At 67.3% G+C, this 24,506-nt stretch carries 11 protein-coding genes and 2 pseudogenes; 9 read left to right on the top strand and 4 right to left on the bottom strand.

Translation table 11 applies throughout. The features are described from left to right. Window positions 1–20: 20 nt before the first annotated feature. Entirely contained in the window at window positions 21–1,361 is a 1,341-nt protein-coding gene (locus ACFV9C_RS40570; protein ID WP_380202595.1) for a tyrosine-type recombinase/integrase, read from the bottom strand. Between the two features lie 536 nt (window positions 1,362–1,897). On the opposite strand from ACFV9C_RS40570, the gene ACFV9C_RS40565 reads away from it, so the two are divergent. The 3 genes and pseudogenes from ACFV9C_RS40565 to ACFV9C_RS40555 all read left to right on the top strand — a co-directional run. Beyond that, a complete protein-coding gene (locus tag ACFV9C_RS40565; protein WP_380202593.1) occupies window positions 1,898–5,164 on the top strand; it encodes a hypothetical protein in 3,267 nt (1,088 codons plus the stop codon). Window positions 5,165–5,178: 14 nt separating this feature from the next. Further along, window positions 5,179–9,951 (top strand): hypothetical protein, encoded by a 4,773-nt coding sequence (locus ACFV9C_RS40560; protein ID WP_380202591.1) that lies wholly within the window; start codon window positions 5,179–5,181, stop codon window positions 9,949–9,951. Window positions 9,952–10,111: 160 nt separating this feature from the next. Then, window positions 10,112–10,618: pseudogene (locus ACFV9C_RS40555) on the top strand (ATP-binding protein); the annotation flags it as partial. A gap of 849 nt (window positions 10,619–11,467) precedes the next feature. Here ACFV9C_RS40555 and ACFV9C_RS40550 read toward each other — a convergent pair. Then, window positions 11,468–12,298: pseudogene (locus ACFV9C_RS40550) on the bottom strand (IS481 family transposase); the annotation flags it as partial. 399 nt (window positions 12,299–12,697) lie between these two features. Continuing rightward, window positions 12,698–15,724 (bottom strand): TrlF family AAA-like ATPase, encoded by a 3,027-nt coding sequence (locus tag ACFV9C_RS40545; RefSeq protein WP_380202589.1) that lies wholly within the window; start codon window positions 15,722–15,724, stop codon window positions 12,698–12,700. A 101-nt stretch (window positions 15,725–15,825) separates the two neighbouring features. Between ACFV9C_RS40545 and ACFV9C_RS40540 the strand changes: the two genes are divergently transcribed. Genes ACFV9C_RS40540 through ACFV9C_RS40530 form a run of 3 tightly spaced genes read left to right on the top strand, consistent with a single transcriptional unit; the run spans window position 15,826 to window position 21,009 of the window. Then, window positions 15,826–17,367 (top strand): DUF2397 domain-containing protein, encoded by a 1,542-nt coding sequence (locus ACFV9C_RS40540; protein ID WP_380202587.1) that lies wholly within the window; start codon window positions 15,826–15,828, stop codon window positions 17,365–17,367. Beyond that, a complete protein-coding gene (locus tag ACFV9C_RS40535; RefSeq protein WP_380202585.1) occupies window positions 17,364–18,485 on the top strand; it encodes a DUF2398 family protein in 1,122 nt (373 codons plus the stop codon). Before ACFV9C_RS40540 ends, ACFV9C_RS40535 begins: the two co-directional genes overlap by 4 nt. Further along, complete coding sequence (locus tag ACFV9C_RS40530) at window positions 18,478–21,009, top strand: hypothetical protein (protein WP_380202583.1); 2,532 nt, start codon at window positions 18,478–18,480, stop codon at window positions 21,007–21,009. The genes ACFV9C_RS40535 and ACFV9C_RS40530 overlap by 8 nt, the downstream gene beginning before the upstream one ends. Here ACFV9C_RS40530 and ACFV9C_RS40525 read toward each other — a convergent pair. Beyond that, window positions 20,979–21,296: a hypothetical protein gene (locus ACFV9C_RS40525; RefSeq protein WP_380202581.1), complete on the bottom strand. Its 318-nt coding sequence runs from the start codon at window positions 21,294–21,296 to the stop codon at window positions 20,979–20,981. The two genes, ACFV9C_RS40530 and ACFV9C_RS40525, sit on opposite strands and share 31 nt — an antisense overlap. Before the next feature lie 27 nt (window positions 21,297–21,323). On the opposite strand from ACFV9C_RS40525, the gene ACFV9C_RS40520 reads away from it, so the two are divergent. From ACFV9C_RS40520 to ACFV9C_RS40510, 3 genes are all read left to right on the top strand, one after another. Further along, complete coding sequence (locus tag ACFV9C_RS40520; RefSeq protein WP_380202578.1) at window positions 21,324–22,598, top strand: SbcC/MukB-like Walker B domain-containing protein; 1,275 nt, start codon at window positions 21,324–21,326, stop codon at window positions 22,596–22,598. A gap of 32 nt (window positions 22,599–22,630) precedes the next feature. Beyond that, window positions 22,631–23,794, top strand: a complete 1,164-nt coding sequence (locus ACFV9C_RS40515) for a DUF2399 domain-containing protein (protein ID WP_380202748.1) — start codon at window positions 22,631–22,633, stop codon at window positions 23,792–23,794. A gap of 390 nt (window positions 23,795–24,184) precedes the next feature. Next, on the top strand, window positions 24,185–24,406 hold the full coding sequence (locus ACFV9C_RS40510) for a DUF1348 family protein (protein WP_380202746.1): 222 nt from the start codon (window positions 24,185–24,187) through the stop codon (window positions 24,404–24,406). The last annotated feature ends 100 nt before the right edge of the window (window positions 24,407–24,506 follow it).

The following is a 24,506-nucleotide window of genomic DNA, read 5'->3' as shown; positions in this document are numbered from 1 at the left end:
CTGGCTCGCGTCAACGCTCTTCATACAAGACCTGGGCCGTCGTCCTCGGCCGTCCAGGTCGGGTCCGAGCCTGGGCTGCTCCGTTCCTGCTCCGTTGCCCACGGAGCGACGCGTGCCAAACGGCGGTTGATCGCCTGTCGAGCTCGGTCGTGCGAGGACGGAAGCAGGTGGGTGTACATCTGGAGCGTGAACCCCGGGTCGGCATGTCCAAGGTACTCCGAGAGCTCCTTGATGTTGACACCGTCCGCCAATGTGATGCTGGCGTAGTAGTGCCGCAGCGCGTGCAGCCCGACCGTGCGGTCCCTCTTGTAACGAGGGTTGCCTCGTGCATTCTTCACCGGTGCAGGCAGGACCCCAGCGAACACGAGTGCCGGCTTCCACACCATGACGTTGTAAAGCTCCGCCCTTAGATGCCTGCCATCGGACCAGGTGAAGAGGAGGTCGTGGTCCTGGATCTCAGCATCCAATTCCTCCCAAGGCAACGAGATCGTCTTTGTCCCGAACCGCGTGGTGTGATCCTTGACAGCGGCAGCCAGGATCGAGGACATCGGGACGACGCGTTCCTTGTCGTTCTTCGGCAGTGCGAAGATGAACTTGTCCCGGAGCCGCTTGACCTGTCGTCGGACCCTGATGACTTCCTCGTCGAAGTCGAAGTCCTGGAGCGCGAGTCCGAACAGCTCGCCTTGTCGCAGGCCGGTTGAGGACCCGATAATTGGGATGAGTCGATACTGCTCGGGGTGAGCCTCGATGATGCGTCCGACTGTTTCGTCCGCCCAGGTAACAACCTCCGAGGACCGTCTGCTGGGCTTCTTGACGATCTTTGCCTGTGTTGGGTTCTTCTTGATGAGTTCGTCGGCAACCGCCAACTCCAGACACCCGTTCAGAACGAGGAAGGCCGACCGTGCCGTCGACGGCCCGTAGACGCTCAGCAAGTCCGTTAGCCAAGCCGCGACCTCCGAAGGCAGGATGCTCTTGACCATCCGCCGACCGAACAACGGTTCGACGTGGAGGCGCCACTTGGACTCGTACTGGAGCACACTCGTCGGGTCGACCTTGCGCGCCGCCATCCACCGCGGCCAGATCTCCGCCAGCCGAACCTTGCCGGCGTTCGGATCGAGATAGTCACCCCGATTCCGGTCTGTCTCCATAGCGGTCGCATACCGAAGCGCCGCGGCCTTCGTGTCGAAGGCCTTCGACTTCTCATCGCCGCGCGGATCCTTCCAAACCCCGAGCCACCGCTTCCCCCGCCCCCACCTCTCCTCGTTCCGTTCCCGCTTCACAGACCCATCGGGCTGCTTCACCGCCCGAGTCCATTGATCCTTCGCAAACGCCACCGCAAGACCTCCGAGCCCGTCGAACATGACGGAGCTCAACGTCTGAGGCGCTATGAGTTTCAGGAGCAGGCGATCGACCCTAGGGGCGGCCCACCGTCACGCAACTCTTCCTCCAGACGAACCTCGAAACCGCTGAATTCCGGCTGAGGTTGATCGACGTTTGCCGACGATGCGCGAAACCTCTTATAGACAAGAGGATTCGTGGTGTTGTGTTGCGCATAAGTTCTCATCGGCAACCATTCTCTCGCGTTGATTGAGGTGCGTAAAGAGGTGCGTAGGAGCCGTCAGCCGTACCAGGACTTCGGCTCCTGGCCTGGTTGCGAATCGCGCGTCAATTGATTTCAGGGGCCGACTCGGAGCCGCAGCGGGCGGTCACCCAGGTCAGGTTCGCCTCCGGCCTCTTGCTCAACGACCCGACCGCCTGGCAACCACCGTCGCATAGCCATCGTTACTCAGTCGGCGGGGCCGAAGGTTCTGGTGCGTCGACCCGGTTCGGGGCGACGCATTGACACCCTCCGTCGCGTCGTGAGTACCCTCGATCGAGGGGCGGAGGGGGTGCCGCGATGGGGGGATTGCCCGGTGGCGGGCCGGTGGAGGTGGCCGAGCGGATCGACGTTCGGTTGCTGCGTACGTACGACCTGATCGATCTCCGGCTGATGGCATACGGATGCACCGTCGAGCCAGGTCCTGAACTGGTGGCAGGCGCGGACGCCTGCCTGGTCCTGCAGTTCCCGCCGCAGCATCTGGGCGAGGAGGTCTGGCAGGCCGGGGCGCCACCGCCACCGCCGCCCGTCCCGCCGCGGCCGTCGAGCCATCTCGCGGCTGGTCCGTCCCGGCTGGTATACGACGTGCCCGAGGGGACCCGGATCCCGTACACGCTCGTCGGCGTGCTCGAAGCGGTCTCCGGCCTGAAGCTCCGGGTCTCGCCGAATGCGACGCCGGCCGGTGAGGCGATCCAGGCCGGCATCGAGCCGCCGAAGGACCTCGAGACCGCGATCGAGGCGCCGTACCGGCTGATCGTGTCGCCGAGTTCGCTGGGCGCCTTCCGGCATTCTCCTACGCCGCTAGGCCCGCCGAACCGGACCGAGCTGTGGCGGACCCGGCTCACCGTCCGGACCGGCGACGGGTTCGACGACACCGACGACAAGCAGCGGATCGTCCGCGCGTTGTGGACCCGCGACAACGAACTGCCGGCGCCGGCGTTCGACCAGCCGCTGATCCCGTTCGACCGGACCGCGATCGTCACCCAGACGTACGGCGGCGATCCGGCGAACGCGGACACGCCGTTGGAGGTCCGGAATCTCCAGCTGTCCAGCCTCGGGGCGTGGTTCGACTGGAAGCAGTCGTGGGAGTTCCCGGCGAACATCGTCGACTACCGGCACCAGGCGTCCATGGGACGCGATGCCTACGTGCGGGTCGCGTATCCGGGGTTCCTGTTCCCGTTCGGCCATCGGTGCTTCCTGGTCAAGATCACCGAACGCGAGGTGAAGCACCGAGAGACTCCGGTCGCGTACCTATGGCAGCGATGGTTCATCGTCCTGCGCCAGCCGACCCGCGGCTATCCGCCGACCGATCGTGACAACCCGTTCGATCAGGTGACGATCGGCCCGCTGGTCACGCCGGACATCGACAAGCCGCCGGAGGACCAGGAGCCGTTCGTCCCGACGAGGAGCGGCGTGCCGTTCCCGTTCACGCTCAGCACGGTCGACCGGGGTGGGCAGATCCGGAGCTGGCCGGCGCCGCTGGTGTTCGTGCAGGCGGGCAAGCACGGGCAGGAGTCGTACGTGTTCCATCCCGAGGACGCGTCCCCGCGGTACTTCCCGGTCCGCCAGATCCAGGGCCGCGGGCAGACCCTCGCGGCCGCCGAGCCGGTCGCGGCCGGTGACACGTCGGTCGAGGTCAGCCACCTGGTCTTCGACGGCGAGATCGACACCGTCAACGTCACGTCGCGCCCGTTCCTGACCGAAATGCGGGCCATCGTCCCGTCGATGCGCCACCTCGCCCCACAGGCTCCGGCCGTGGACCTGGTCTGGGCCAAGCCGTACCTTGCCAGCGGGCTGCCGGTCCGCGCTCTCGACGCCAAACCGATTCCGGGTACGCCGAACGCCGGTGAACTCGTGCTCGCCCTGAAGAACGCGCCGGCCGCGATCGACTTCAGCAGCGGGTCCGATCGGGCCGGCGGATTCGTTGCCCCGAACCTGGAGGTCCGCGGTCTCTCCCGCGTGCTCGGCGCCGTCGGCGTGAGCGGGGACGCCCCATCACCCTTCGACGCCGGCACGTTCGATCCGAAAACCTTCCTGGCCGGTGCATTACCGAAGCTGTTCGGCCTGTTCAGCTTGCTGGACCTGCTGAAGATCGCCGGCTTCGACGAGGCTCCGAAGTTCGTGTCCGACGCCCTCGACCCGGTGCGGAAACTGCTCACCGAGGCGCAGCAGTTGGCGGCCGGGCTGGACGCCGCGCAGGCTCGGCTCGCCGACGAGGTCGCGCAGGCGGCGCACGCGGGTGCGCGGGCCGTCGCCCAGCACGCGAAGGACGAACTCGATGCGGTCGCGGGGAATCTGAAGGCTCACCTCAACGATCTGATCACCGCCGTACGCGCGTTGCCCGATCACCCGGAGAACGTCAGCAACGCGGCCGTTGCCCTGGCCACCGACCTGCAGCCGCTGCTCGACGCGATCGGGGTTCCGGGGGTGCCGGCCGCCGTACGGTCGGCGCTGGACAAGCCGGTGCGGACACTGAAGACGCTGACCGACCTCGCCAAGGATGCGGCCGGACTCGCACAGCTGCTCAACGGTGTGGTCGGAGGCCAGGTCACGGCGCGGCTGGTCTGGCGGCCGACGATCGGGTCGTGGGGGCTGCCCGGCGCACCGAACATCTTCAAGCCGAAGGACGAGCACGCGCTGCAGATCGAGGTCGAGGTGGACGCGTCGGCGAGTGCGCCGCCCGCGGTCGACGTACTCGCGGAGATCGCCGGGTTCGATCTCAACCTGATCGGGGACGGCGACAGCGGGCTGATGAAGCTGATGTTCCGGCGGATCGGGTTCCATGCGAGCTCGGCCGGCAAGCCCGAGGTGGACGTCGTGTTCGGCGGGATCGGGTTCCTCGGGCCGCTGGCATTCGTCGACCGGTTGCGGGAGTTGATCCCGTTCGACGGCTTCTCCGATCCGCCGCATGTGGACGTCGCCCCGGACGGGGTGACGGCCGGGTTCGACCTGACGTTGCCGAATGTCTCGGTCGGCGTGTTCAGCCTCGAGAACATCGCCCTCGGGGCCGATGCGCGGGTGCCGTTCCTCGGTGACGCGTTGACGGTCGGATTCGCGTTCTGCTCGAAGGAAGCGCCGTTCCGGCTGACCGTGATGTGTGTCGGCGGTGGCGGGTGGCTCGGACTCCGGGCGGCGCCGAAGGGTCTGGTGCTGCTCGAGTTGGGGCTGGAGGCGTGCGCGTCGCTGTCGGTGGATCTGGGCGTGGCGTCCGGATCGGTGTCGGTCTCGGTCGGGGTGTATCTGCGGCTTGAAGCGGACAAGGGCACGTTGACGGCGTACTTCCGGATCCGGGGACAGGTCAACGTGCTCGGCCTGGTCAGTGCGTCGATCACCCTCGAACTCTCGCTCAAGTACCAGTTCGACACCGGCAAGCTGATCGGGCGGGCGTCGCTGACGGTCGAGGTCGAGGTGCTGTTCTTCTCCGCCTCGGTCGAGATCACCGTCGAACGCCGGCTCGCCGGATCCAAGGGCGACCCGACGATGTACCAGGTGATGCCGCCCGATGCGAGCGGCATGAACGCCGACTGGGCGCAGTACTGCGGGGCATTCGCACCGCTACCGGTCTGAGGTCAGGAGAAGCAATGCCCACCACTGTCCTGGCGACGGCTCTGCCGTACTCGCTGGCCGACGACGCGCCGTTCCAGCTCACCGTGTTCCTCACCCACAAGCTGGTGGGCGGCCCGTTGCTGTCCGACTATCCGGCCGCCGCCGACTGGGTCGGCACGTTGACCGGTTGCACCTTCGGTCTGACCACCTCGCTCGATCCGGGTACGTCGCTGCCGCTGCGGGTCGTGTCGACCGCCGACTCCGCGTCCTGGTCCGGCGTGCTGCCGCCGAGTACACCGGTGGCCGCGTTCCCGACGCCGGCTCTGTCCAACCAGACGTGGCGGTCGAACCCGGCCAGCCGGATGAGTGACCACGCCATCGACCTGCACCTCGCCGCGGTGATGGCTTCCCCGACACAGCGGCCCGCATCGACCCGCGATCCGGTGGCCGGTGGACTCCTGGAGACGTTGGCCGGCGTCGACCAGGACGGCCCGATCCGGCAACTGCTCGCCGAAGCGGCCGGACGGGATCGCCGCCAGGTGCAAATCGCAGCACAGCGGCTCCAGGACGCGCTGACCACGATCGGGCCGCTCACCGAACCCGATCCGACCGACCCGGAGCAGAGCCGCGGCGGCGAGATCCTGCCGCCTCCGCCGTACCAGTCGGAGATCCCCGATCGGCCGTCGCCGGTCCAGACACTGCTCGACGATCCCGAGGCGGACCTGCGCGTCACCAGCGAGTTGGACGCCCTGGTCGGACAGGACCTGTCGGGGAATCCGCAGCTGCAGATGATCGTCGACGCGCACGCGATGCGCCGGTACTACGAGCGCCCCGAGCAACCACAGCCGGAACCACGCCCCGAACCGGATCCGAACGCGCCGCCGACGCCGCGCCTGCCGCGTCCGGAGCACGACTTCCACGCCAAGGTGGCGTCGTTCGGCTCGACGCCCGCGTTGCTGCGGCGGCTGGGTCTCGCGGTCGACGCCGTACTGGACGGCCTCGATCCGGTTGCGGCACGGGCGGCGCTGGCAGGGGCGACGTGGGTGAGTGTCACGATCACCTCGGCTGACGAAGACCTGCAGGTGTTGCCACCACGGCGTACGTCGGTGCTGGTGGACGGGCCCGTTTTCACGGCGCAGTCGAGCAGCGACTGGGTGGGCGGCGCATTGCCGCTCGGCGAGGACGAATGGGTGGTCCTGGACGCGGATCCGGACGCGTCCGGACTCAAGCTGGATCAGTTCAGCCGGAACCTCGTCCGGCAGTACGCGAGCGAGGCGAACGGCGATCCCGGCACGTCCGCACCGGCCACGATCCGGGCGACCGGGTTCGCGTTGGCTCGTCGCGGCCGGATCGACCAGGTGCGGGCGAGAGTCCAGCAGGCCGAGCAACTTGCGGCCGACGCCAATCGGGCGTTGCTGCTCGACGACCTGGTCCGGGGCGTCCGGGTCGAGGTCTGGGACGACGCGTCCGCGGCGTGGCACAGCCTGCACCGGCGGCGCGTCACGGTTCGGGCCGAGCCGGGTGGCGGGGTCGTCCTTGACGATGTACCGGATGCCGGCTTCCTGCAGTTGTCGGCGCTGAACCGGACACCTGGCGACCCCACCAACACGTACTACCTGCACGAGGTCGTCGCCGGTTGGGACGGATGGAGTCTGTCCGCGCCGCGACCTGGACGGACGATCGTCCACGTCGAACCACCCGGGCCTGACGGGTCGACCGAGGAGGTCGTCGAAACGCCGCCCGATCAACCGATCGACGGGGCCCACGTCACCTCACGGGTCGAACCGGGATCACTGCCGCGGTTGCGGTACGGGACGTCGTACAGCTTCCGGGTACTCGCGGTGGATCTGGCGGGGAACTCCGTACCGCAGGTTCCGGGCGGGCCGCTGGACCAGCTCGCGATCGATGCCGTGCGCAACCATCTCGACCGGCTGCGGGCATCGTACGGGCAGCGGGACAGCTCCGGGATCGCGGCGGCGCTGCGGCCGGCGATCATCGAGCACCTGCGCGCTGAGCGGCCGGGACCCGCGGCCGGCTTGCCGGCGGAGCTGCGGTCCGGTGACGAGCGGATCGATGCCACGCTGGAGAAGTTGGTCGCCGAGGCGGCGCAGCCACGGCCCACAGCCGCGCAGAACCTGTTCGAGCAGGTGGCGACGGCGTCCCGGATCCTGGCGGAGTCGCGGGCGGTACCGCGAATCCGCCCGCAGCTGGACCTCACCCCGGAAGCCTTTGCAGGCATCCAGCTACCAGGACCCTGGCCGCCGCTCCGGCCCATCGTGACCACGCCCCGGCCATACCTGCGGTGGGAGCCGGTCCCGGCGCCCGCGGTGGTCATGCGCAAGGAGTTCGGCACCGGCGAGCAAGTGGCGTACCTCGTGGTCAGCAGCGGGGTCGCGGACGCCCGCGCCACGTCCGAGCGCCACCTCGCGCCGCCTAAAGCGACCCAGTTGGAGGCCGAGACGGCGGGCCTGTTCGACGCCGCGATCGGCACCGGTGACCTGGCGGAGATCCGCCGCCTGTACGCGATCGCGCTGGCCGAGCGGGGCACCTTCCTCGACCAGTACGTGCCGAGTCTCACTGATGCGACATCAACCGTGGAGCAGCCCGGGATCGCTTTGGAAGACCGCCCCGGAGCGGACACCGGGTCGCCGGATCGCGCGACGCTCGCGGAGATCACCGCGGAGCGCGGACGCCCGATCGGCGAGGGACAGTACGTCGTCCACGACACCGACGTACTGCGGTTGCCGTATCTTCCGGACCCTTATTCCACGGGGGTTTCGCTCGTGTTCTACGAGGCCGGGGCACCGCATGTGCTGCCGGAGCCGCGGGCGTTGCAAGCGGTCTCGGTCCCGTATCCGGGGGAGTGGCCGTCGCTGCAGCCACTGCGGATCGTGGTCGAGGCCGGCGACGTTCTGGATGCTCGGGTCGATGGGCATGTGGTCCGGGTGACCGTGCCGACGGGGGAGCAGGTGCGGATCGCGCTGTCGAGCACGGTCGATGTGCAGAAGCTGGACAAGTTCGGGTTGTGGCGGTCGCATCTGGCGAGCGTTGTCACCCCGGCCGACGGCTACACCACGGACGAGGTCGTCGCGGCCGCGGCGCTGATGCGGGCGGCGTCGTCCGGGTGGACGTGGTGGTTGACGCCGTCGGTCGACCTGAGGCTGGTCCATGCGGTACCGGTTCCGGTGCGACCGCCGCAGTTGTCGGCGCTGGAGCTCTTCCTGCGACCACCGGGGCGGTCAGTGGCTGCGTTCAGCGGGCGGGTCGACGTCCATGGCCCGAGTACGGACACGCTGGTTGTCCGGGCGAGTTGGACCGAGCAGGTCGACGACGTGTCGGCGCCGCGGCCGTCGGTGGTGACGAAGTCGGACGTCGTCGTACGGTCGGCCGTCGGCGAGCGCGAGCAGCGCGGAGTGCTGTTCCTGTACGACTTCCAGCCCACCGGGTTTCTGGCCCAGGCGCTGGGCGGGATCGGGTTCCATCGGATGCTGCAGACCTTCGAGGACACGCACTATCGCCGCGTGACGTACGTACCCAGCGGGACGACGCGGTACGCCGAATTCTTCGACCCGGCGCAGATCCCCGCGGAGCCACCGGCGGGCGCACCCATGGTGCTCGACATCCCCTCGTCGGCACGTCCGGCCGCGGCCGTCGTACTCGATGCGGTGCCGTTGTTGCGCTGGGAGGAATCGGCCGAGCCCGCGGAGCCCTTCGCGTGGCGACGGGTACGGCGTTCGGGCGTACGGGTGTGGCTGGCCAGGCCGTGGTTCTCCTCCGGGGACGGCGAACTTCTCGGGGTGCTCGTCTTCGACCCCGACCAATGGGTGCAGGCGCCGGACGGTTCGTGGTCGCGGCAGCCCAAGGCGCAGCAGGCCCCGGACGGCGCGACCAGCCTGTGGGCGGCAGATCCCGTCGTACAGCATGGTGGTGGTACGTCGAACCCGACCGTTCCGCCACTGCTGACGTTCGACCAGTTGGTGCTGGATGCGGTGGAGATCGCGAGCGACCCGTCCGTCGGTATCGAGCCTCCGCTCGGTGGGCAGGTCTACGGCGGGCGGGACCGCGGCTGGACCCGGGCGCCGGGCAACCCGGTCGCGGTGGCGGCTGCCGTTGCGTTGCGGGATGTTCGCGGCCATCCGGAGGTCCGGATACTCGGGTACCAGCCGGAGTTCGACGAGTCTTCCGGCCGCTGGTACGTCGACATCGCCCTGCAGGAGACGCCGGCGCTGTGGCCGTTCGTACGGCTCGCGATCGCCCGTTATCAGCCGAACTCGATCGAGAACTGCTCGTTGTCGCCGGTGGCGCTGACGAGCTGGGTTCAGCCACTGCCGACGCGGACGCTGACCGTCGGCCGGCCCGATGCGGAGCACGTTCAGGTGACGTTGACGGGTGTCGTCAACTGGTTGCACTGGGACCCGGCGTCGGCGCCTGGGCTGTCCGGCGACCAGTTGAGCGCCGACAGCCCGACCGGCGATGCCGCTGTCCGCGCGGCGCGGCTGCAGGAGTCGCGCACGGTCCGTGCCTCGGTGCAGACCCGGCCTGCGGGTGCCGGCGATCTGGAGTGGCAGACGGTGTCGAGCTCGCTCCTACTGGCGGTGAGCGTCGACGAATCGGCCTCGTTCCAGGCAACCTGGACCGGCTCGGTCACGCTACCCGCCGGGGCTGTCTTGCGGCGCCCCGGTGGCGAGGAGACCACCCTGCGCGTCCTCGTCGAGGAACACGAACTCCTGGATACCGACCCCACCGTCCCGGGCCAGGAGTCCGCTCCCGTCCCGCGCCTCGTGTACGCCGACACGGTAGCCCTGTAGCTTCAGCCCCCGAACCGGAGACGCGTAGCTGTCGGTACGGCTGTGACGCCGTGGTCGTTGATGAAGAAGGGCGACGCGCTACGGACAGTGAGGTGTTCGGTTTCGATCGTCTCGGCTCGCCCCACGGATAGAGTGAAGGGTCGGGTGCGATGGGAGGGTGATGGAAGAGTCCGGGAGGGGACGCTCGTTCAGTCGGCCGCATCGTGTTGCGGGGATGGTGGATCGGCGGGCCGAGCGTCGGGAGATCGATGCCTTCCTGGAGCAGGTCCGGGCGGGGAACGGACAGTCGGTCGTGCTGCGTGGTGATCCGGGGATCGGGAAGAGCACGCTGCTGGACTACCTGGCGGAGCGTGCCGAAGGGTTCAGGTTGGTGCGGGCGGCCGGCGTGGAGTCCGAGATGGAGTTGGCGTACGCCGGTTTGCACCAGTTGCTGACTCCGATGGTGCATCGGGCAGAGGAGCTCCCGGCGCCGCAGCGGGAGGCGTTGCGGACAGCGTTCGGGCTGAGTGACGGGCCGGCTCCGGACCGCTTCCTGGTGGGGCTGGCGACGCTCGGGCTGCTGGCGGAGGTGGCGGAGGAGTATCCACTGCTCTGCGTGATCGACGACCTTCAGTGGCTGGATCGGGCTTCGGCGCAGGTGCTCGGGTTCGTCGGGCGGCGGCTCGAGGCGGAGCCCGTGGGGATGGTCTTCGCGACTCGGGCGGACAGCGACGAGCTGGCGGGTCTGCACGAGATTCGGATGGCGGGTCTGGAGGACGCGGACGCGCGTGCGCTGCTGGCGACGTCGTTGGCCGCGCCGCTGGACGCGCAGGTGGCTGACCGGTTGGTTGCCGACTCCGGAGGGAATCCACTGGCGCTGTTGGAGCTGCCGCGGGGTCTCGGCCCGGCTGACCTGGCAGGCGGGTTCGCGCTGCCGAACGCGATCCCGCTGGCGGGGCGCATCGAGGCGAGCTTCCGGAGACGCTTGGAGGAGCTTCCGGACGAGACCCGCCGGTTCCTTGTGGTCGCCGCGGCGGAGCCGGTCGGTGATCCGGTGCTGGTGTGGCGGGCCGCGGAGCGGATCGGGCTGGGCGCTGACGCCGCGGCGCCGGCGGCTGAGGCTGGGTTGCTGGAGGTGGGTGCTCGGGTCTGGTTCCGGCATCCGCTGGTGCGGTCGGCGGCGTACCGCTCGTCCTCGGCACAGGTGCGTCAGGACGTGCATCGTGCGTTGGCTGAGGTGACGGACGCCGGCGTCGATCCTGATCGTCGGGCATGGCATCTTGCGCATGCCGCATCCGGTCCTGACGAGCAGGTCGCGGACGAGCTGGAGCGCTCGGCCGAGCGAGCGCAGGCGCGCGGCGGGATGGCGGCCGCGGCAGCGTTCCTGCGGCGGGCGGTGGAGCTGACCACCGATCCTGTCCAACGGGCGGAGCGGGCGCTGGCTGCGGCGCAGGCGAGCTTCCAGGCGGGTGCGTTCGACGCTGCGCTCGGCTTGCTCAGTGTGGCCGAGACGGGCGCGCTCGAGCACTACCAGCAGGCGCGTGTGGATCTGCTGCGCGGCGATTTTGCCGTTGTTTTGGGGACGGTAGGGCCTGGTCTTCTTGGGTGTGATGGTGAGTTCGGTGCAGGCGTCGCGCCAGGCGTGGGATTTGTAGGCCGAGCCGTTGTCGGACAGGACGCGTTCGACGGTGATGCCGTGGTCGGCGTACCAGGCCACGGCGCGGCGCAGGACGCCGATCGCGGTGGCGGCTTTCTCGTCGGTGTGGATTTCGGCGTAGGCGGTGCGGGAGTGGTCGTCGATCACGGTGTGCACGAACGCGGTGCCGATGTTGGGTGGCCTGTGGCGGTTCGTCCGGTGCGCAGCCCGGTGGTGGCTTTCTGTCGCCTTGCTGTTTGCCGACGTAGCGCCAGCCGCCACCGTCGAGGATGTTGCCGAACTTGGTGACGTCGACGTGGATCATGGATCCGGGATAGGCGTGTTCGTAGCGGCGAAGCGGTTCGCCGGTGACCCGGTCGATGCGTGACCGCCGGTTGATCCGGCACCGGACCAGTACGGCGTGCACGGTCGAGGCCGCGATACCGATCCGGCCGGCGATCTGGACCGGTCCGAGCCGGTGCCGCCACCGCAGCCACACGATCCGCCGTACGAGCCGTGGCGGGGTCTTGGCGGGGCTGCGGTGCGGCCGGGAACTGCGGTCTGTCATCCCGGCGACTCCTTCGGTCCGGTACCGCTCGGCCCACTTACGAGCGGTCTTGACCGCGATCATGAACATCTTCGCTGCCGCGGCATACGTCCAGACCTGATCAACAATCAGACGCGCCAGCCGCAGCCGGGTCCGTGGAGTCAAGTCGCGTTAACGTGGGACACGAAGGCCTCCGGTCAGGTGAAGCGGTGAACTAGACAGCTCCACTTCACAACCGGAGGCCTTCACCTGTCACACAGACTCACCGCCACCGAACGGGACAACCTCCCTGGACATCACATCTAGGCGTTCGAGGTCGTTGTCACCGGCGTCCCGCGATCGGAGTTCGTGTCCAACACCGCATGGAAGGCACCTAACCGTGCTGGGCTACAAGGTCGCTGACGAACTTCAGCCACGAGCCATGCCGCAGATCGGCCGCACCGCGTACGCAGGGGCCTCTCAGGGACATAATGACTTTCCTGAACGCCGAAGCTCGCTCCGTACGATGCTCGTGTGACCTGGCCAGGCGTTCGACGTGACTCAAGAGGGTGGCGACAGACGACATCCGGTGAGTCGCATTCGAGTCAGGTGAGCTGGGGAAAGGCCTCGTACTTGTGGCGACGGTTGTCGAAGGCGAGTTTGGTGCCTTCGAGGACATTCAGGGCGAACTGGGCGACGTCGAGTTCGGCGATGCTCCCGCTGGCGACGGTGAACCTGCCGTCCTTCAGCTGACAGTGAACGATCTGATCGGCGTCGCCGACGATTGCGAGGTTGGCGTTGTGAGTCACGACAATCGTCTGCCGGCGACCCGCGGACTCGTGGATTGCGGGTACGAGTTTGGACGCGATCGTCTCGTTGTCGAGATTCTCCTCCGGCTGGTCCAGGAGCAGTGGCGACTTGCGCCGGTCGACGACCAAGTAGAACAGCGCGAGTACCAGGCCGCGTTGACCGGGTGACAGCTGGGACAACGGCAGACCGTCACCGGTGAGGCCGAAGCGCACCTCGAGCCACGAGAGATCGAGCATGCTCGTCAGGAAATCGAGCAGTGTCGTTGTACTGCGGAGCGCGGTTGCGGGATCGCGGAACTCACCGGCGACATCGCCACGTTCGTGCTCGAGACGCGTGATGGCCTCGGTGAGCGCAGGAGCGAGCTGGGACCAGCTGGTGCCTTCGAGCCGTTGTGGCAGTTGGGTGAGCCAGTCAGAGAAGTCGCCGTTGCGTCGGCCGTCTAGGCCTGATGCCACACTGCGCCAGGTGGGCAGGATCCGTAGTTCGGCGTTGAAGGCGAGGCCGGCATTCTTGACGACCTCGGACGTGGTGATGAAGTTCGTCGCGGGCTGGTACAGACCTTTCACGGCGTCGAGCTGCTCGGCGAGCGCGGTGTAGATCTGGCCGGAACAATTGACGATCGCGGTCCGTAGCCTGTCGAGTTCAGCTGGGGCTTTGGTGATGCGTTCGAGCAATGATTGAAGGCCTTTCAGCGATTCCTCGTCATCTTCGTCGCCGATCAGGTCGTCGCGGCGCGCTTCGGCTTGGAGGACCCGCTGCCGCGCTCGCTCCCTGGCACTGTCGGCCGCGGCGAGGGCCTCGGTGTTCGTACGACGCGCCCGTTCCTGCGCAGCGATGTCGCGCAGCAGGGTGTCTTCAGCTGCGTTGAGGTTCACCAGGGTCTGTCCGAGCGACGCGCGCCACCTGTCGTAAGCGGCTTGGTCGATCGTGAGCGTCAGATAGGGGTCGCCGTCGGTGTTTAGCAGGTCGCTTGCCAGTTCGTTGAGCTCAGCGACATCAGAGCGGACAGCGTCGGCCCTGTTGGCCACGGTTCGCATCGCCGCAAGCGCTTGGCGGATGGTGGCCTGGCGTTGTTCGTTCTCGGTCCGCTCGCTCTGGAGCTTGGCCAGCGCGACGTCGATCTCTTCGGACCGGTGCCGGAGCGCTCTGAGTTGCCCGTCGTCATTGCCAGCGAGGTCGTGTTCCGTGAGCGTACGCCTCGCGTCAAGGAGTGCGTCCGTCGCCGCCGTCACCTCGCCGTCCTTGAGCTTCAGCCGCCCGCGGATCTCATCCGCATGGTTCTCCGCCCGGAACGAAGCTGCCCGGCTGTACGATGCGATGGCAGCGTGAAGCTCGGACCGCCGCCGGGCGAGGTCGTCCTGCGAGACGCGTGTCGTCTGCGCGAGGAGAGCATCGAAGGTCTTCTCACCGGCGCGCTGGCTATCGCTGATATGGGTGAACAGAATCGTCCGCAGTTCGTGTTCGAACTCGTCGGTATCGTCGAGTTGCGGGTCGATGTTGCAGACACGCTCGACGAACGCCTGCGGTAGGTACTCAACCGCGACCGGCGCTGACCGGTCGTACTCGCCGTTCAGCGGCAGCCTTCGCGAGAAGCCCGAGAACCAGCGGAGTTCCGTGGTGTACTCCCGAGCGACCCGTTGATTTGTCGCGCTCAGGAACCGTGATGGCCGCAGGAACGCGAACTCGCTGTTCCGGGAGGAGTTGCCGCCCAAAGCGATACAGTCGAGCAGTGCGGACTTGCCCTGTCCCTTGTTGCCGACAACCGCAACGAATCCCGGGTTCAGGCGCAGGTCATGGTCGAAGAGGTCGTGATCCGGGCGATCGGATGCTACACGAACGCTGGAGATGAACCATTCGGGGTTGGTCCGGACCCGGGACAGTGCGGGAGGTTCGAGGCCGACGTACACGCGTCGGTCGAACTCCGCGATCGCGTAGGCAAGGCCCGCCAGAGTCGGCACGGTGTTCATCCAGGTCTGGCACGCGCCGATCCGCATACTTTGCGAGGAGTCCGAGAAGTAGTGCGCATCGCTGCAGTCGAGGATCTGATGGTTCACCCTGTCGTCGCGAAGCGCCTGGACGTCACTCTGCCAGCGTGCTGTGTCTGGGTAGGCGGTGAAAATGAAGTCCGCGGAATTGATGACGGTCTTCTTCGCCGCGATCGACTGATCGTTCCACTTGATGTCACGCCACTCGGTCTTCCCGATGCCGACCAGTGCTCTGCCGTGGAAGAACTGCCTTTCGAGGACAGCCCGCACCGAGTCGAGTGAAACGTTGATGTTGTTGAAACCCTCGCGCAGATCGGAATCGTAGTTGTGAACCTGGTCCTTCGGCACCGACTCCTTGATCCGGCGGCCGAGGTCGATCAGCGACTCCTTCGTGATCACCCCCTGCCACCCGATGTGCGCCTGGCTGGGGGAGAGCTTGAGCTTCGGCTGTAAGGCGTTGACGAACTGCGCCTGAATCAACTCCGGGTCGAGTTCGGGATCGAAGACGACGTGCAGGTTGACCCTGGACAGCTTCCCGGCGGTGCCGCCGAACTGATCGAGCCGCATTTCGACGACCGGGAAGATGGCGTCCAGGTTCCGTAGTCGTCCGGATCGCTTCGCCTTGACGACACGCCGGTAGCCGTCGAAGAACCAGTAGTCGTTGATGCCGATGACCGCGACGTCCTCGGGGAGAGCCTCGAGCTCGTCGATGAACCGTGACCAGGTCTCGTCGGATTCATCGCCGTAATGCTGGACGATCGACGCCGGTGTATGAACGTGCAGATCCCAGATCCGCCACGCGCTTCCCCGACCATCGTCTGTGTTCGATCCTGCCACGACCCGTCCCCTCCAACCGGCTCCGGACGCCGGTTCCCCTGTCAGTGCGAAACAGAGCGTAGCCGGTGGCGTGTGACGGTGAGTAGCCATAGGATCTGCGCATGCTCGATGGAGATGGGGGGATCGAGAATGAACTCGACGTTTGGTACCTGGCGGATCTGCCAGGGCGGGAAACTGTACCGACGTATCTGGTCACCACTTACGCGGCGCAGTACCGCGTGATCGTCGAGGTGCTGCTGGCAGAGCAGGACAACAGCCTCACCGGTTTGTCGTACGACGAGATCGCCGCGGCGGTCGAGTCGTACCTGTCGGCGACGTTGTCCGCCGAAGTTGTCGCCCAGTTGCTGAACAGTGAGTCCTGGCATCTCGACAACCGGCTGGAGCAACTCGGAGATTGGCAGGTCGTGACGCGCTGGCAAGAGCCTGCGCGGTCGGGAGAGGACTTCCTCCGGAGACGCGACAAGTACCAGCTCACGCAGGAGGCGGCCCGGCTGCACGCCTTCTGGACTGCCCCGGGCCGGAAGGAGGACATCGGCGACGGCGAGCTGACATTGGCTCCGCATGCAATCGCGGATCGTTTGACGGCATTCGGTGCTGCCATCGGCAACCGCGACTACCTGGGCGCGGCCGGAGAGTTCCAGCAAATCACCGCGCTGCACGGTGCGATGGCGACTGCCGCCCGCCGGTGGCAGCGTGGACTCGCTCACGCCTTGTCCGGCGGACCTGACGAAGCCAAGCAGGACGTTCTGCTCAGAACGCTCCAGGCGTACGTCGCAACGTGGGGTGAGCAAGTTGACGTCAATAGCCCCCGGATCGCGGACCTGATCGCGGAACTCGACATCGAGCGACCGGTTTGGCGAGCGTGCGTTCGTGCATCACTATCCGACGATGCACCCGAGGATCTGGTAGAAGCTCAGTTGGAGCGATGGCTGCACACCTGGTCCGCCCTGGCGGCGTGGTTCGTCGGCCCGACCGCGCAGGCGCGACGGCTGCGCCGGCAGTTGCGTGACCTGGTCGCCCCGTGGGCGCGCAACATGCACATCCTGATGGACAGCGCAGGGGCAGTCACCAGGCGCCCGGAGTTGCTTCGGCTCGCGGCGGCGATCGAGCAGGCTCCGTCTGACGAGGATGCGTGGCGGATCTGGGACACCGCTCTGGGCCTGTTCTCGACGCGGCATCTGCTGCTGCCGGCTGAGGCGCCGGAAGACTCCGCGCTCGGCTGGGCTCAGGCACCGGCCGCTCCGGTGACCGCCAGGTTTCGACGCCAGGGGGCGCGATCGGCAGTCGGGCGGCGCGCCAGAACACCGGACTACTCCGAAGGCAGGGCGGCCGCCCGGCGGTCACGCGTCGCGGCCCTTGCCGAGCGGAGATCGGCCGAGGCCGCGCTTCGCCAGCGGACCGGCACGACCATCGCGAGTTGGGGATACCTCGAGGCCGCGGAGTTCGAACTGTTCCTCGAGTTGGTAGGCACCGCCCGGCGTACGGGGGAGACGACGTCCGGAGCACGGTCCGCCGTCACCGCCGATGGGCGGTGGCGAGTTCAGCTCGCGGGTCCAGTTCCGGTCGAGAGCTCCGCGGTGATTCAGACCCCCGACGGTTCGCTGGTCACACCGAACTGGTTGTTCGAGATGACGCCCGCATGAGCCGGGACGCGGTCGGTCGGCGACGTGCCTTCGTCGGGCTGCTCCGGCATTGCGTCGTCACGCGGTTCACCCAGCCCGAGCTTTGGCCGGCGGTTTTCCGGCATCGCTCGGTACTCACTGAGTGGTTCTCCGAACGCCTTGGCTACCGGCTGATGATCACGGACTCCGCGGCGAGACTGTACCGAATTCCTGTTGCCGGCGAGGTTGCTGCACCGCTGAGGACGGACATCGCATCGCGCCGGGTGCTGGTACTTGCCGTCCTGGTGGCGGCCGCGGCCGAGGACACTGACGACATCACCAGCATGCAGGACTTGTCGGACCGCGTGCGGGTACTCAGCCGACGCGACGATACTGGATTGGCGCCGTACGATCCGGATCGCTATGCCGAGCGATTGCTCTTCGTCAAGGCAGTGCGCATCCTTGCCGACGCCGGCACCCTGCGCCCGCTCAATGCCGCTGCGCTCGAAGCCGGCGAGGGCTGGGCGCAACGCAAGGACGCCGTCGGTGGAGCGTACGAGATCCGGCGGGAGGATCTCTTGCGGATGGTCGACCCGGCATGCCTGCAGGTCGCACTTGGTGAACCCGCGGGCCATGTCTTCTCGCCGCGCTACGGTGTCATGCGCAGGCTGCTCGAGCTTCCGGTCTGTTTGTACGACGATCTGACCGATCACGAGCGCACGTACCTCACCGGCCAGCGGCGGCGACTGCTGTCGTGGTGCGAGGAGATGACCGGGTGGACGCCCGAGGAGCGCGCCGAGGGGATCGCGCTGGTCGCCAGTGACGAGGACGAGACGGATCTGCCCTTTCCGCGCCTCCGCGCCGCGGACTTCACAACCCTGATGGTCCTGGACGAGTTGCTCCGCGAACCCGGTCCGGGGGAGCCGTTCGATGGCGAGCGGATCGAACTGGCTGCCGCCGAGGTCGCCGTCAGGTACTCCACCGCGTTGACCGTGGCGTTGCGGGAGCCGGCGGCGATGGTCGGAGCCGCCGTCGAGACGCTCGGAGCGCTGGACCTCCTACGGTCGGACGGAACGGTCTATCACTTGACTCCCGTGGCCGCGAGATTCCGGGACCCCGCGGTGGCGGATGTGACAGCGAGGTTCGGGACCGATGACTGAAGCGTCTTTCGACGGGCGCCGCTGGCTCGCGGCGGCTCGCTCGGGCGGGCTGCCCGAGTCGACGAGCAAACGATGGCAGCCACTGCGCGTCGGCATCATGAACCTCTGGGAGTACGACGACCAGGAGTTCTGGTTCGCCGACGGACGACTCGTTCTCCGGGGCGGGAACGGGGCCGGCAAGACGAAGGCCCTGGAACTCACCACTCTGATGCTGATGCGAGGCGAGATCACGCCGTCCGCGCTGGACCCGTTCGGATCGCAGCACCGCAGCATGCGCTTCAACCTGTTGCCGACCGGTGACGGGGATGATCCGCGCGCCATGGTCGACACCGGGCTCGGCTATGCCTGGGCGGAGTTCGGGCGGCTCGACGACGACGGACAGCCGCTGTACTACGTGTGCGGACTGGGTGCAAGTGCGAAGCGCGGGGCCGGGACCAGCACGGTAAATCGTTGGATGTTCCTCACTCACCTTCGGCCACGACAGGACTTCGAGCTCGCGGCGGCAGGGAGGCCGCTGGACCAATCGGAGCTGAACACGCTGTCCGGCATCGCGGTTTTCACCAATGCGGGTCAGTACCGTACGAGGCTCGCCGACGAGCTGTTCGGCATGGACGCCGATGCGTACGACAATCTGACCGAGCTTCTGAAACAACTTCGCAAACCGAAGCTCGGCGAGCGGCTCAATCCGGCGAGCCTGGCGCAGACAATGCGGGATGCTCTGCCGCCACTGTCCACCAACGAGATTGCGCGGCTTGCGGATGGTTGGGACCGGCTCGAGCAACTCAGGGTGGGTCTCGAGGCCACCAAGGCGGCTGTCCGCGAGGTCGCCGGCTTCGTTCGCTACTCGTGGCGGCCTTGGGCCGCGACCGTCGTTCGCCGTCGTGCTGATCGGCTGACCCGTGCAACCAGTGAACTCGACCGGACGACCAGCCTCCGCCGAACCGCGGACGAGGAGCTGGCCAAGGCGTCGACCGAGGTCGTTCGGGTGACCGACGCTCTCGACGACGCCAAGAACGAGCGGTCAGACCGCGAGGTCGAACAACGCGAGCTCATGGAGTCGAGCGCCTATCGGGACGCTGTGGCGGCTTCCGGCCGGGTCGATGGACTCAGGCGGGAGGTAGGGACTCTCGAGGCGCAGTCGGATGGTGCCCAGGCCCGCTTGGCGAAGCTGACCGCCGTCGTCGTTCGTGAGCAGGGCCGCGTGGAAGCCGAGGAGGCCAGGGTTGCCGGGATCGTCACGCGAGAGACCGAGCGGATCACCGTTCTCCGTTCCGCTGCTCAGACCGTCGGTCTGGCCACAGCGGTCGAGCGCGACCTCGAGGACCGTGACATCGACTCGATGCGTGTCGCCGTCGACCGGCACCGCGGAAGATTCCTGCGGCACCAGAACCTGCGCGCATTGTTCGACAAGGCCGCCACAGCGACGGAGCTCGTCGCCGGAAAGGTGGAGGATCGCAAGGTGCGGCTGACGGAGGCTACCGAAGCGGAGCGCCTCGCCGAGGCGGCGGTCAACAGTTCCATGAGCCGCTTGCGAGCCGAGATCCAGGACTGGTCACTTGGGCTGGTGATTGCCCGTGCCTCGGCCGAGCAGGTGAAGACGTGGTGCGATCTCGTGGAAGAGCTTTCGGCTGCCGAGCCGCGAGACCTTCCGAGCACCGCGATCGGCCGCCATCTATCGGCGGCGTCACAAGTCTTGGCCGACCGCGCCGCGGGGCTTCGTGAAGCGCAACGGCCGCTCAGAGCCGAGATACGCACACTCGAAACAGAGCGGACGCGGCTGCGGTCCGCCACCGACGAGCCTCCGCCCGTGCCGTCGTTGTGGAGCCGGAGGCGCCGACCGGAGCCCGGCGAGGGGCGGGGGGCGCCTTTCTGGGCCTGCGTAGTACCGAAGGAAGGACTGTCGTCGCATCATCTCGATGTACTCGAATCGACGCTTGCCGCGGCCGGCCTGTTGGATGCCTGGATCATGCCGGAGGGAGGTGTGTTGGATGCCGATGGCAACGAGCCGCTCGAGACGCAACTCCAGTCCGGTCCAGCAGGTGGGTCCAGCCTTCTCGATGTACTGGAGCCGGTGGCGGTCGGCGGAGTGGCAGCCGACGTCTCGAGGCGTGTGCTTGCTGGAGTCGGATGGCTGTCCCAGCGCGACGCTGAGGACTCGGGTGTCTGGGTGTCACAAGACGGACACTGGCGGGTCGGCCCGCTGACAGGTCGAACGGCTCCGGTGCAGTCGGCTTCCTTTCTGGGAGCGGCCGCGCGTGCGGCCGCGAGGAGACGTGCGCTCGACCTGTGTGAGCAGAAGCTGGCCCAGCTCGCGGAGTCCCTGGAACAACTGGCTGCTGACTCGGCCGAGGTCGAGGAGCGACGATCGCTGCTCGAGGCTGAGGCGCATCGTGTCCCCGGAGAGCGTCTCGTGGTGATGGCGGTCGCTGCCTTCGTAGCCAAACGGCAGCACCATGAGACTTGCGAGGAGTCGCTTGAGCGTATGCAGGCGGACTACCGAGAGAAGGAACGCGAGCAAACGTAGCCTGGGGTGCGTTCGCGGGGCAGGCAGCGCAGTTTGGGTTTCCGCTGGATGATCTTCCCAGCTATGCGGAGGCGATCGTCGCCTGCCGGAGAGCCGTGGACGATGTGGGCGCGACCGTCGAGTTGCTCGAGGTACAGCGTGCCTCGCTGGACGCCGCCGCGGCAGCGCTGGCCGACCACCGGCAGGACCTGGAAGATGCGGCAGCTCAGGTCGACGAGGTCGCCGCGAAGATCCGGCAGCTGAGAATTCAGCTGTCCACAGCTGAGGAAGTCCTGCAGTCGGGTCACCTCGCGCTGATTGAACGGGGCCGGCAGTTGAGCGGCCTGCTGGGGCAGGTGTCGGGGACGATCGAGCAGTTGAACACCGAGCTCATCGGCGCGCGAGTCAGCGTCACCAAGGTGGAAGCGGTACTGACCCAGCACGAGGAGCGACGAGCGTTGGCGGAGACCGAGCGCGATCTCGCGTTGGCGGCTTGGTGGGAGGTCGCCGATGCCGGTCTGTTCGGGCCGCTGCTCGAGATCGAAGAACCGGATCGCAGGGTGGTCGAAACCGGACGGGAGACTGCCCGCGCGGCTCGCCGGAAGCTTCGGGAGGGGGGTGACCAGGCGGCGGAGGACCGCGCCTGGCGCAAGTGCGTGATCGATCTCCAGCAACTGAGGCAGTCCTTGCTGCCGTCCCGCGACATCACCGTGCTGGACGACACGGAGGGCTCGATTCCCCAGGTGATGGTTCTCGCCGACGGATCTGTCGGCTGGCAATCGCCGCTCGACGCGAGTGAGGCCCTGGTCGATCGGGTCCGGCTCCAGGAGGAGAAGTACGACGCCGAGCAGCGGGCCGTACTAGCGACCTTGTTGGAGTCCACGTTCATCGAGCACCTGAAGGAGCGGCTCGACTATACGAAGGAGACCTTCGCGCTGATCACCAGGCAACTTGCCGAGCACCCGACCAGGCGAGGTCACGTCGTTCGCCTTTCCTGGGCCGCCGATCCCGGTGATCCGGAGGCCGGCGCAGTCGTCACCGCATTGGGACAGGGCTACAAGCAGCTGAGTCCCGAACGCCAGGATCAGGTGCGTGCGTTCCTCTCCCGCAAGATCGATGCGGCCCGGGCCGACGCGGCCGCCGACGGGGTCAGCGACTGGAGGGAACAGTTGACGGTGGCGCTGGACTATCGGCGCTGGCTGCGAATCGGAATCCAGATCCGTCTGGGGCCCGACAGTCCATGGCGGCAGTTCGACGGCGCGAGCCATGGGGCGAAATCCGGCGGCGAGAAGGTCGTCCTCCTGTCCCAGCCCCTGTTCGCGGCCGCAGTGGTCGCCTACAACGCCGCTGGCCCGTCTGCCCCGCGCTGGATCTGGCTCGACGAGGCCATGACGGGAGTGGACATCAGCGTGAAGCAGTCCTTCATGGGACTCACCGTCGACTTCGATCTCGATGTCATGCTGACCGCGCACGACGAATGGTGCACGTATCCAACGGTCCCGGCCGTTGCCATCTACGACCTGGCCCGCCATCCGCAGTTCCCCGGAGTAGACGCCGAGGCCTACGTGTGGAGCGGCGGGGAGCTGACCCAGGCGGAGCCGGATCGGTGAGCCAGCTTTCGCCTGGGCTTCGTGAGTGGAGCATGTTGAGCGGTCCCGCGGCATTACTGGATCTGGTCAGAAGGCGTGCACAGCTCGGCCAGGCAACCGAGACAGGGCGAATCACTTCGCTCGTTCCGTCCGTGGACCAGCGTCGGGAGCTCGGCCTGCTGCTCGGCACGGACTGGGTGACGTCCGGAAGACCAGTCCGGCTGGAGAAGCTCGCCCAGTGCCTCGCTGAGCACGAGCTGACAGTCCGCGCGCTGCTCGAGGCTGTTCATGGCCCGATTGAGCTGGACGCCGACGTACGCCGTCAGGCCCTGGAGACCGCTGCCGCTGAGCGGCTCGAGGCCTCGTTGGAGCTCGCGCGGGCAGGGGTTCCCCAAGGCGTCGCCGCTGACTGGCTGACCAACGATCCGATGCTGCCGCAGTCCGGGTCCGGCGAGCTGCTCAGTATCGTGTGGGAAGTCGCGGCGGTGTGGTCCTCATTGCCAGGTGGGGAAGCCCCACCGGTGCGGCTGGCGCAGTTCGCCGGCGTGAACCTGGACGATGCGCATGCGCTGGATGCGGATCGCTTGCTCGGGCGGTTGATCGCAAGACTAGCGGCAGCTGTGCGAGGGCTCGAACGCCCCGTGCGCGGAGGCAAGGCCTGGCGGCTCGCCTGGGCATCGGTCGGGGTTCTCTGTGACGAGGTGTCATCGCGTGTCCTGGTGCTGAACCTTCCGCTCGCGGGCGGGACGCATGCGGCCCGCCTGTGCCAGCAATCGCCGGGGGAGCCGGTCTGGTTGAGTCTCCGATCCCTGCGCGGCGAATGGTCGGCAACCGCTACCACCGTCTTTGTCTGCGAGAACCCGACCGTCGTCGAAGCCGCCGCCGACGCTCTCGGCGACAATTGCCCGCCGCTGGTCTGTACTGATGGCATCGCGACCACAGCGGCTCTGGATCTCATCGCCGGGCTTGCCGTCGGCGGTTGCCACCTGTGGATCCGCGCGGACTTCGACCAGGCCGGACTCGTCATCATGAACCAGCTCAGAACGGCGGCACCTGAGGCGAAACCGTGGCGATTCGACACCTCAACATACGCCGCGCTAACCAACGCAGCACTGGACCCGCAGCGCGAGCTCAGCGAAGTCCTCACCACCTCCGTTCACGAGGAGGTACTGCTGGAAACGTTGCTCGGCGACCTCGTGGAGCGCGTTCAGACCTGACGTCGCCGAACTGTTCAGAACGTCCAGTATTGCGCAGCCGTGCTGTTGCGGGTGACAACCTCGGCGACGTGTCACCGCGCCAATCGGCGTGCATAAGTCGAAGTCGGCGCCTCGACTGACTCCATCGCCTCCGTCGGCGACGCCGCCCTCGTGTTCAATCCCGAGCGGCGGAATCCTGCTCCGGCACTGCTCCGTCGGATGCTGACAAGCGTCGAGAATCGCTGAGCGGCGACGAGCAACAAATGCCCAGGTCAGAGCCCATATTGACCAATTCCGGCAGCTAGCGACGATCAGCGCCACAGAGATCCTCGACATCTTCGAAGGCACCCAACAAATCCAGCAGCTGATAGTCGCCCGCCGCCTCCTCGGCAAAACCTCCGCCGAACTCAAATAGCGTTACCTACAAGGGAATGCTCGCGCGCCACCACTCGCTCCGGCCCACTGCCTCGGCTCGACCCCGACAGTGCGGTGATCAAGGTCGGCAAGGCCGAGGACGCCTGGAACAGCCGCAACCCCGAGCGGGTCTCGCTGGCCTATACCCCCGCCAGCCGATGGCGGAACCGCTCCACTTTTCTCATTGGAAGGCCGCCGGGCGTGGGCAGGACGACGTGAAGGTCTCGCTCGGCGTCATCGTTCTCGTCGGCGAGACCGAGGACGACGCGCGCCGACGGGCCGACGAGTTGTACGGCACGCTGCCGATGGACAACCTGGC

The sequence above is a fragment of the Kribbella sp. NPDC059898 genome, assembly GCF_042730855.1.
Taxonomy (GTDB): domain Bacteria; phylum Actinomycetota; class Actinomycetes; order Propionibacteriales; family Kribbellaceae; genus Kribbella.
This window is presented reverse-complemented; position numbering and strand designations above follow the sequence as displayed.

What these genes read in the sequence shown, in the direction of transcription:
- ACFV9C_RS40515 (WP_380202748.1), top strand. Translation starts at nt 22,631, where the DNA reads ATGTTGAGCGGTCCCGCGGCATTACTGGATCTGGTCAGAAGGCGTGCA.
- ACFV9C_RS40530 (WP_380202583.1), top strand. Translation starts at nt 18,478, where the DNA reads ATGACTGAAGCGTCTTTCGACGGGCGCCGCTGGCTCGCGGCGGCTCGC.
- ACFV9C_RS40540 (WP_380202587.1), top strand. Translation starts at nt 15,826, where the DNA reads ATGCTCGATGGAGATGGGGGGATCGAGAATGAACTCGACGTTTGGTAC.
- ACFV9C_RS40570 (WP_380202595.1), bottom strand. Translation starts at nt 1,361, where the DNA reads ATGTTCGACGGGCTCGGAGGTCTTGCGGTGGCGTTTGCGAAGGATCAA.
- ACFV9C_RS40560 (WP_380202591.1), top strand. Translation starts at nt 5,179, where the DNA reads ATGCCCACCACTGTCCTGGCGACGGCTCTGCCGTACTCGCTGGCCGAC.
- ACFV9C_RS40565 (WP_380202593.1), top strand. Translation starts at nt 1,898, where the DNA reads ATGGGGGGATTGCCCGGTGGCGGGCCGGTGGAGGTGGCCGAGCGGATC.
- ACFV9C_RS40535 (WP_380202585.1), top strand. Translation starts at nt 17,364, where the DNA reads ATGAGCCGGGACGCGGTCGGTCGGCGACGTGCCTTCGTCGGGCTGCTC.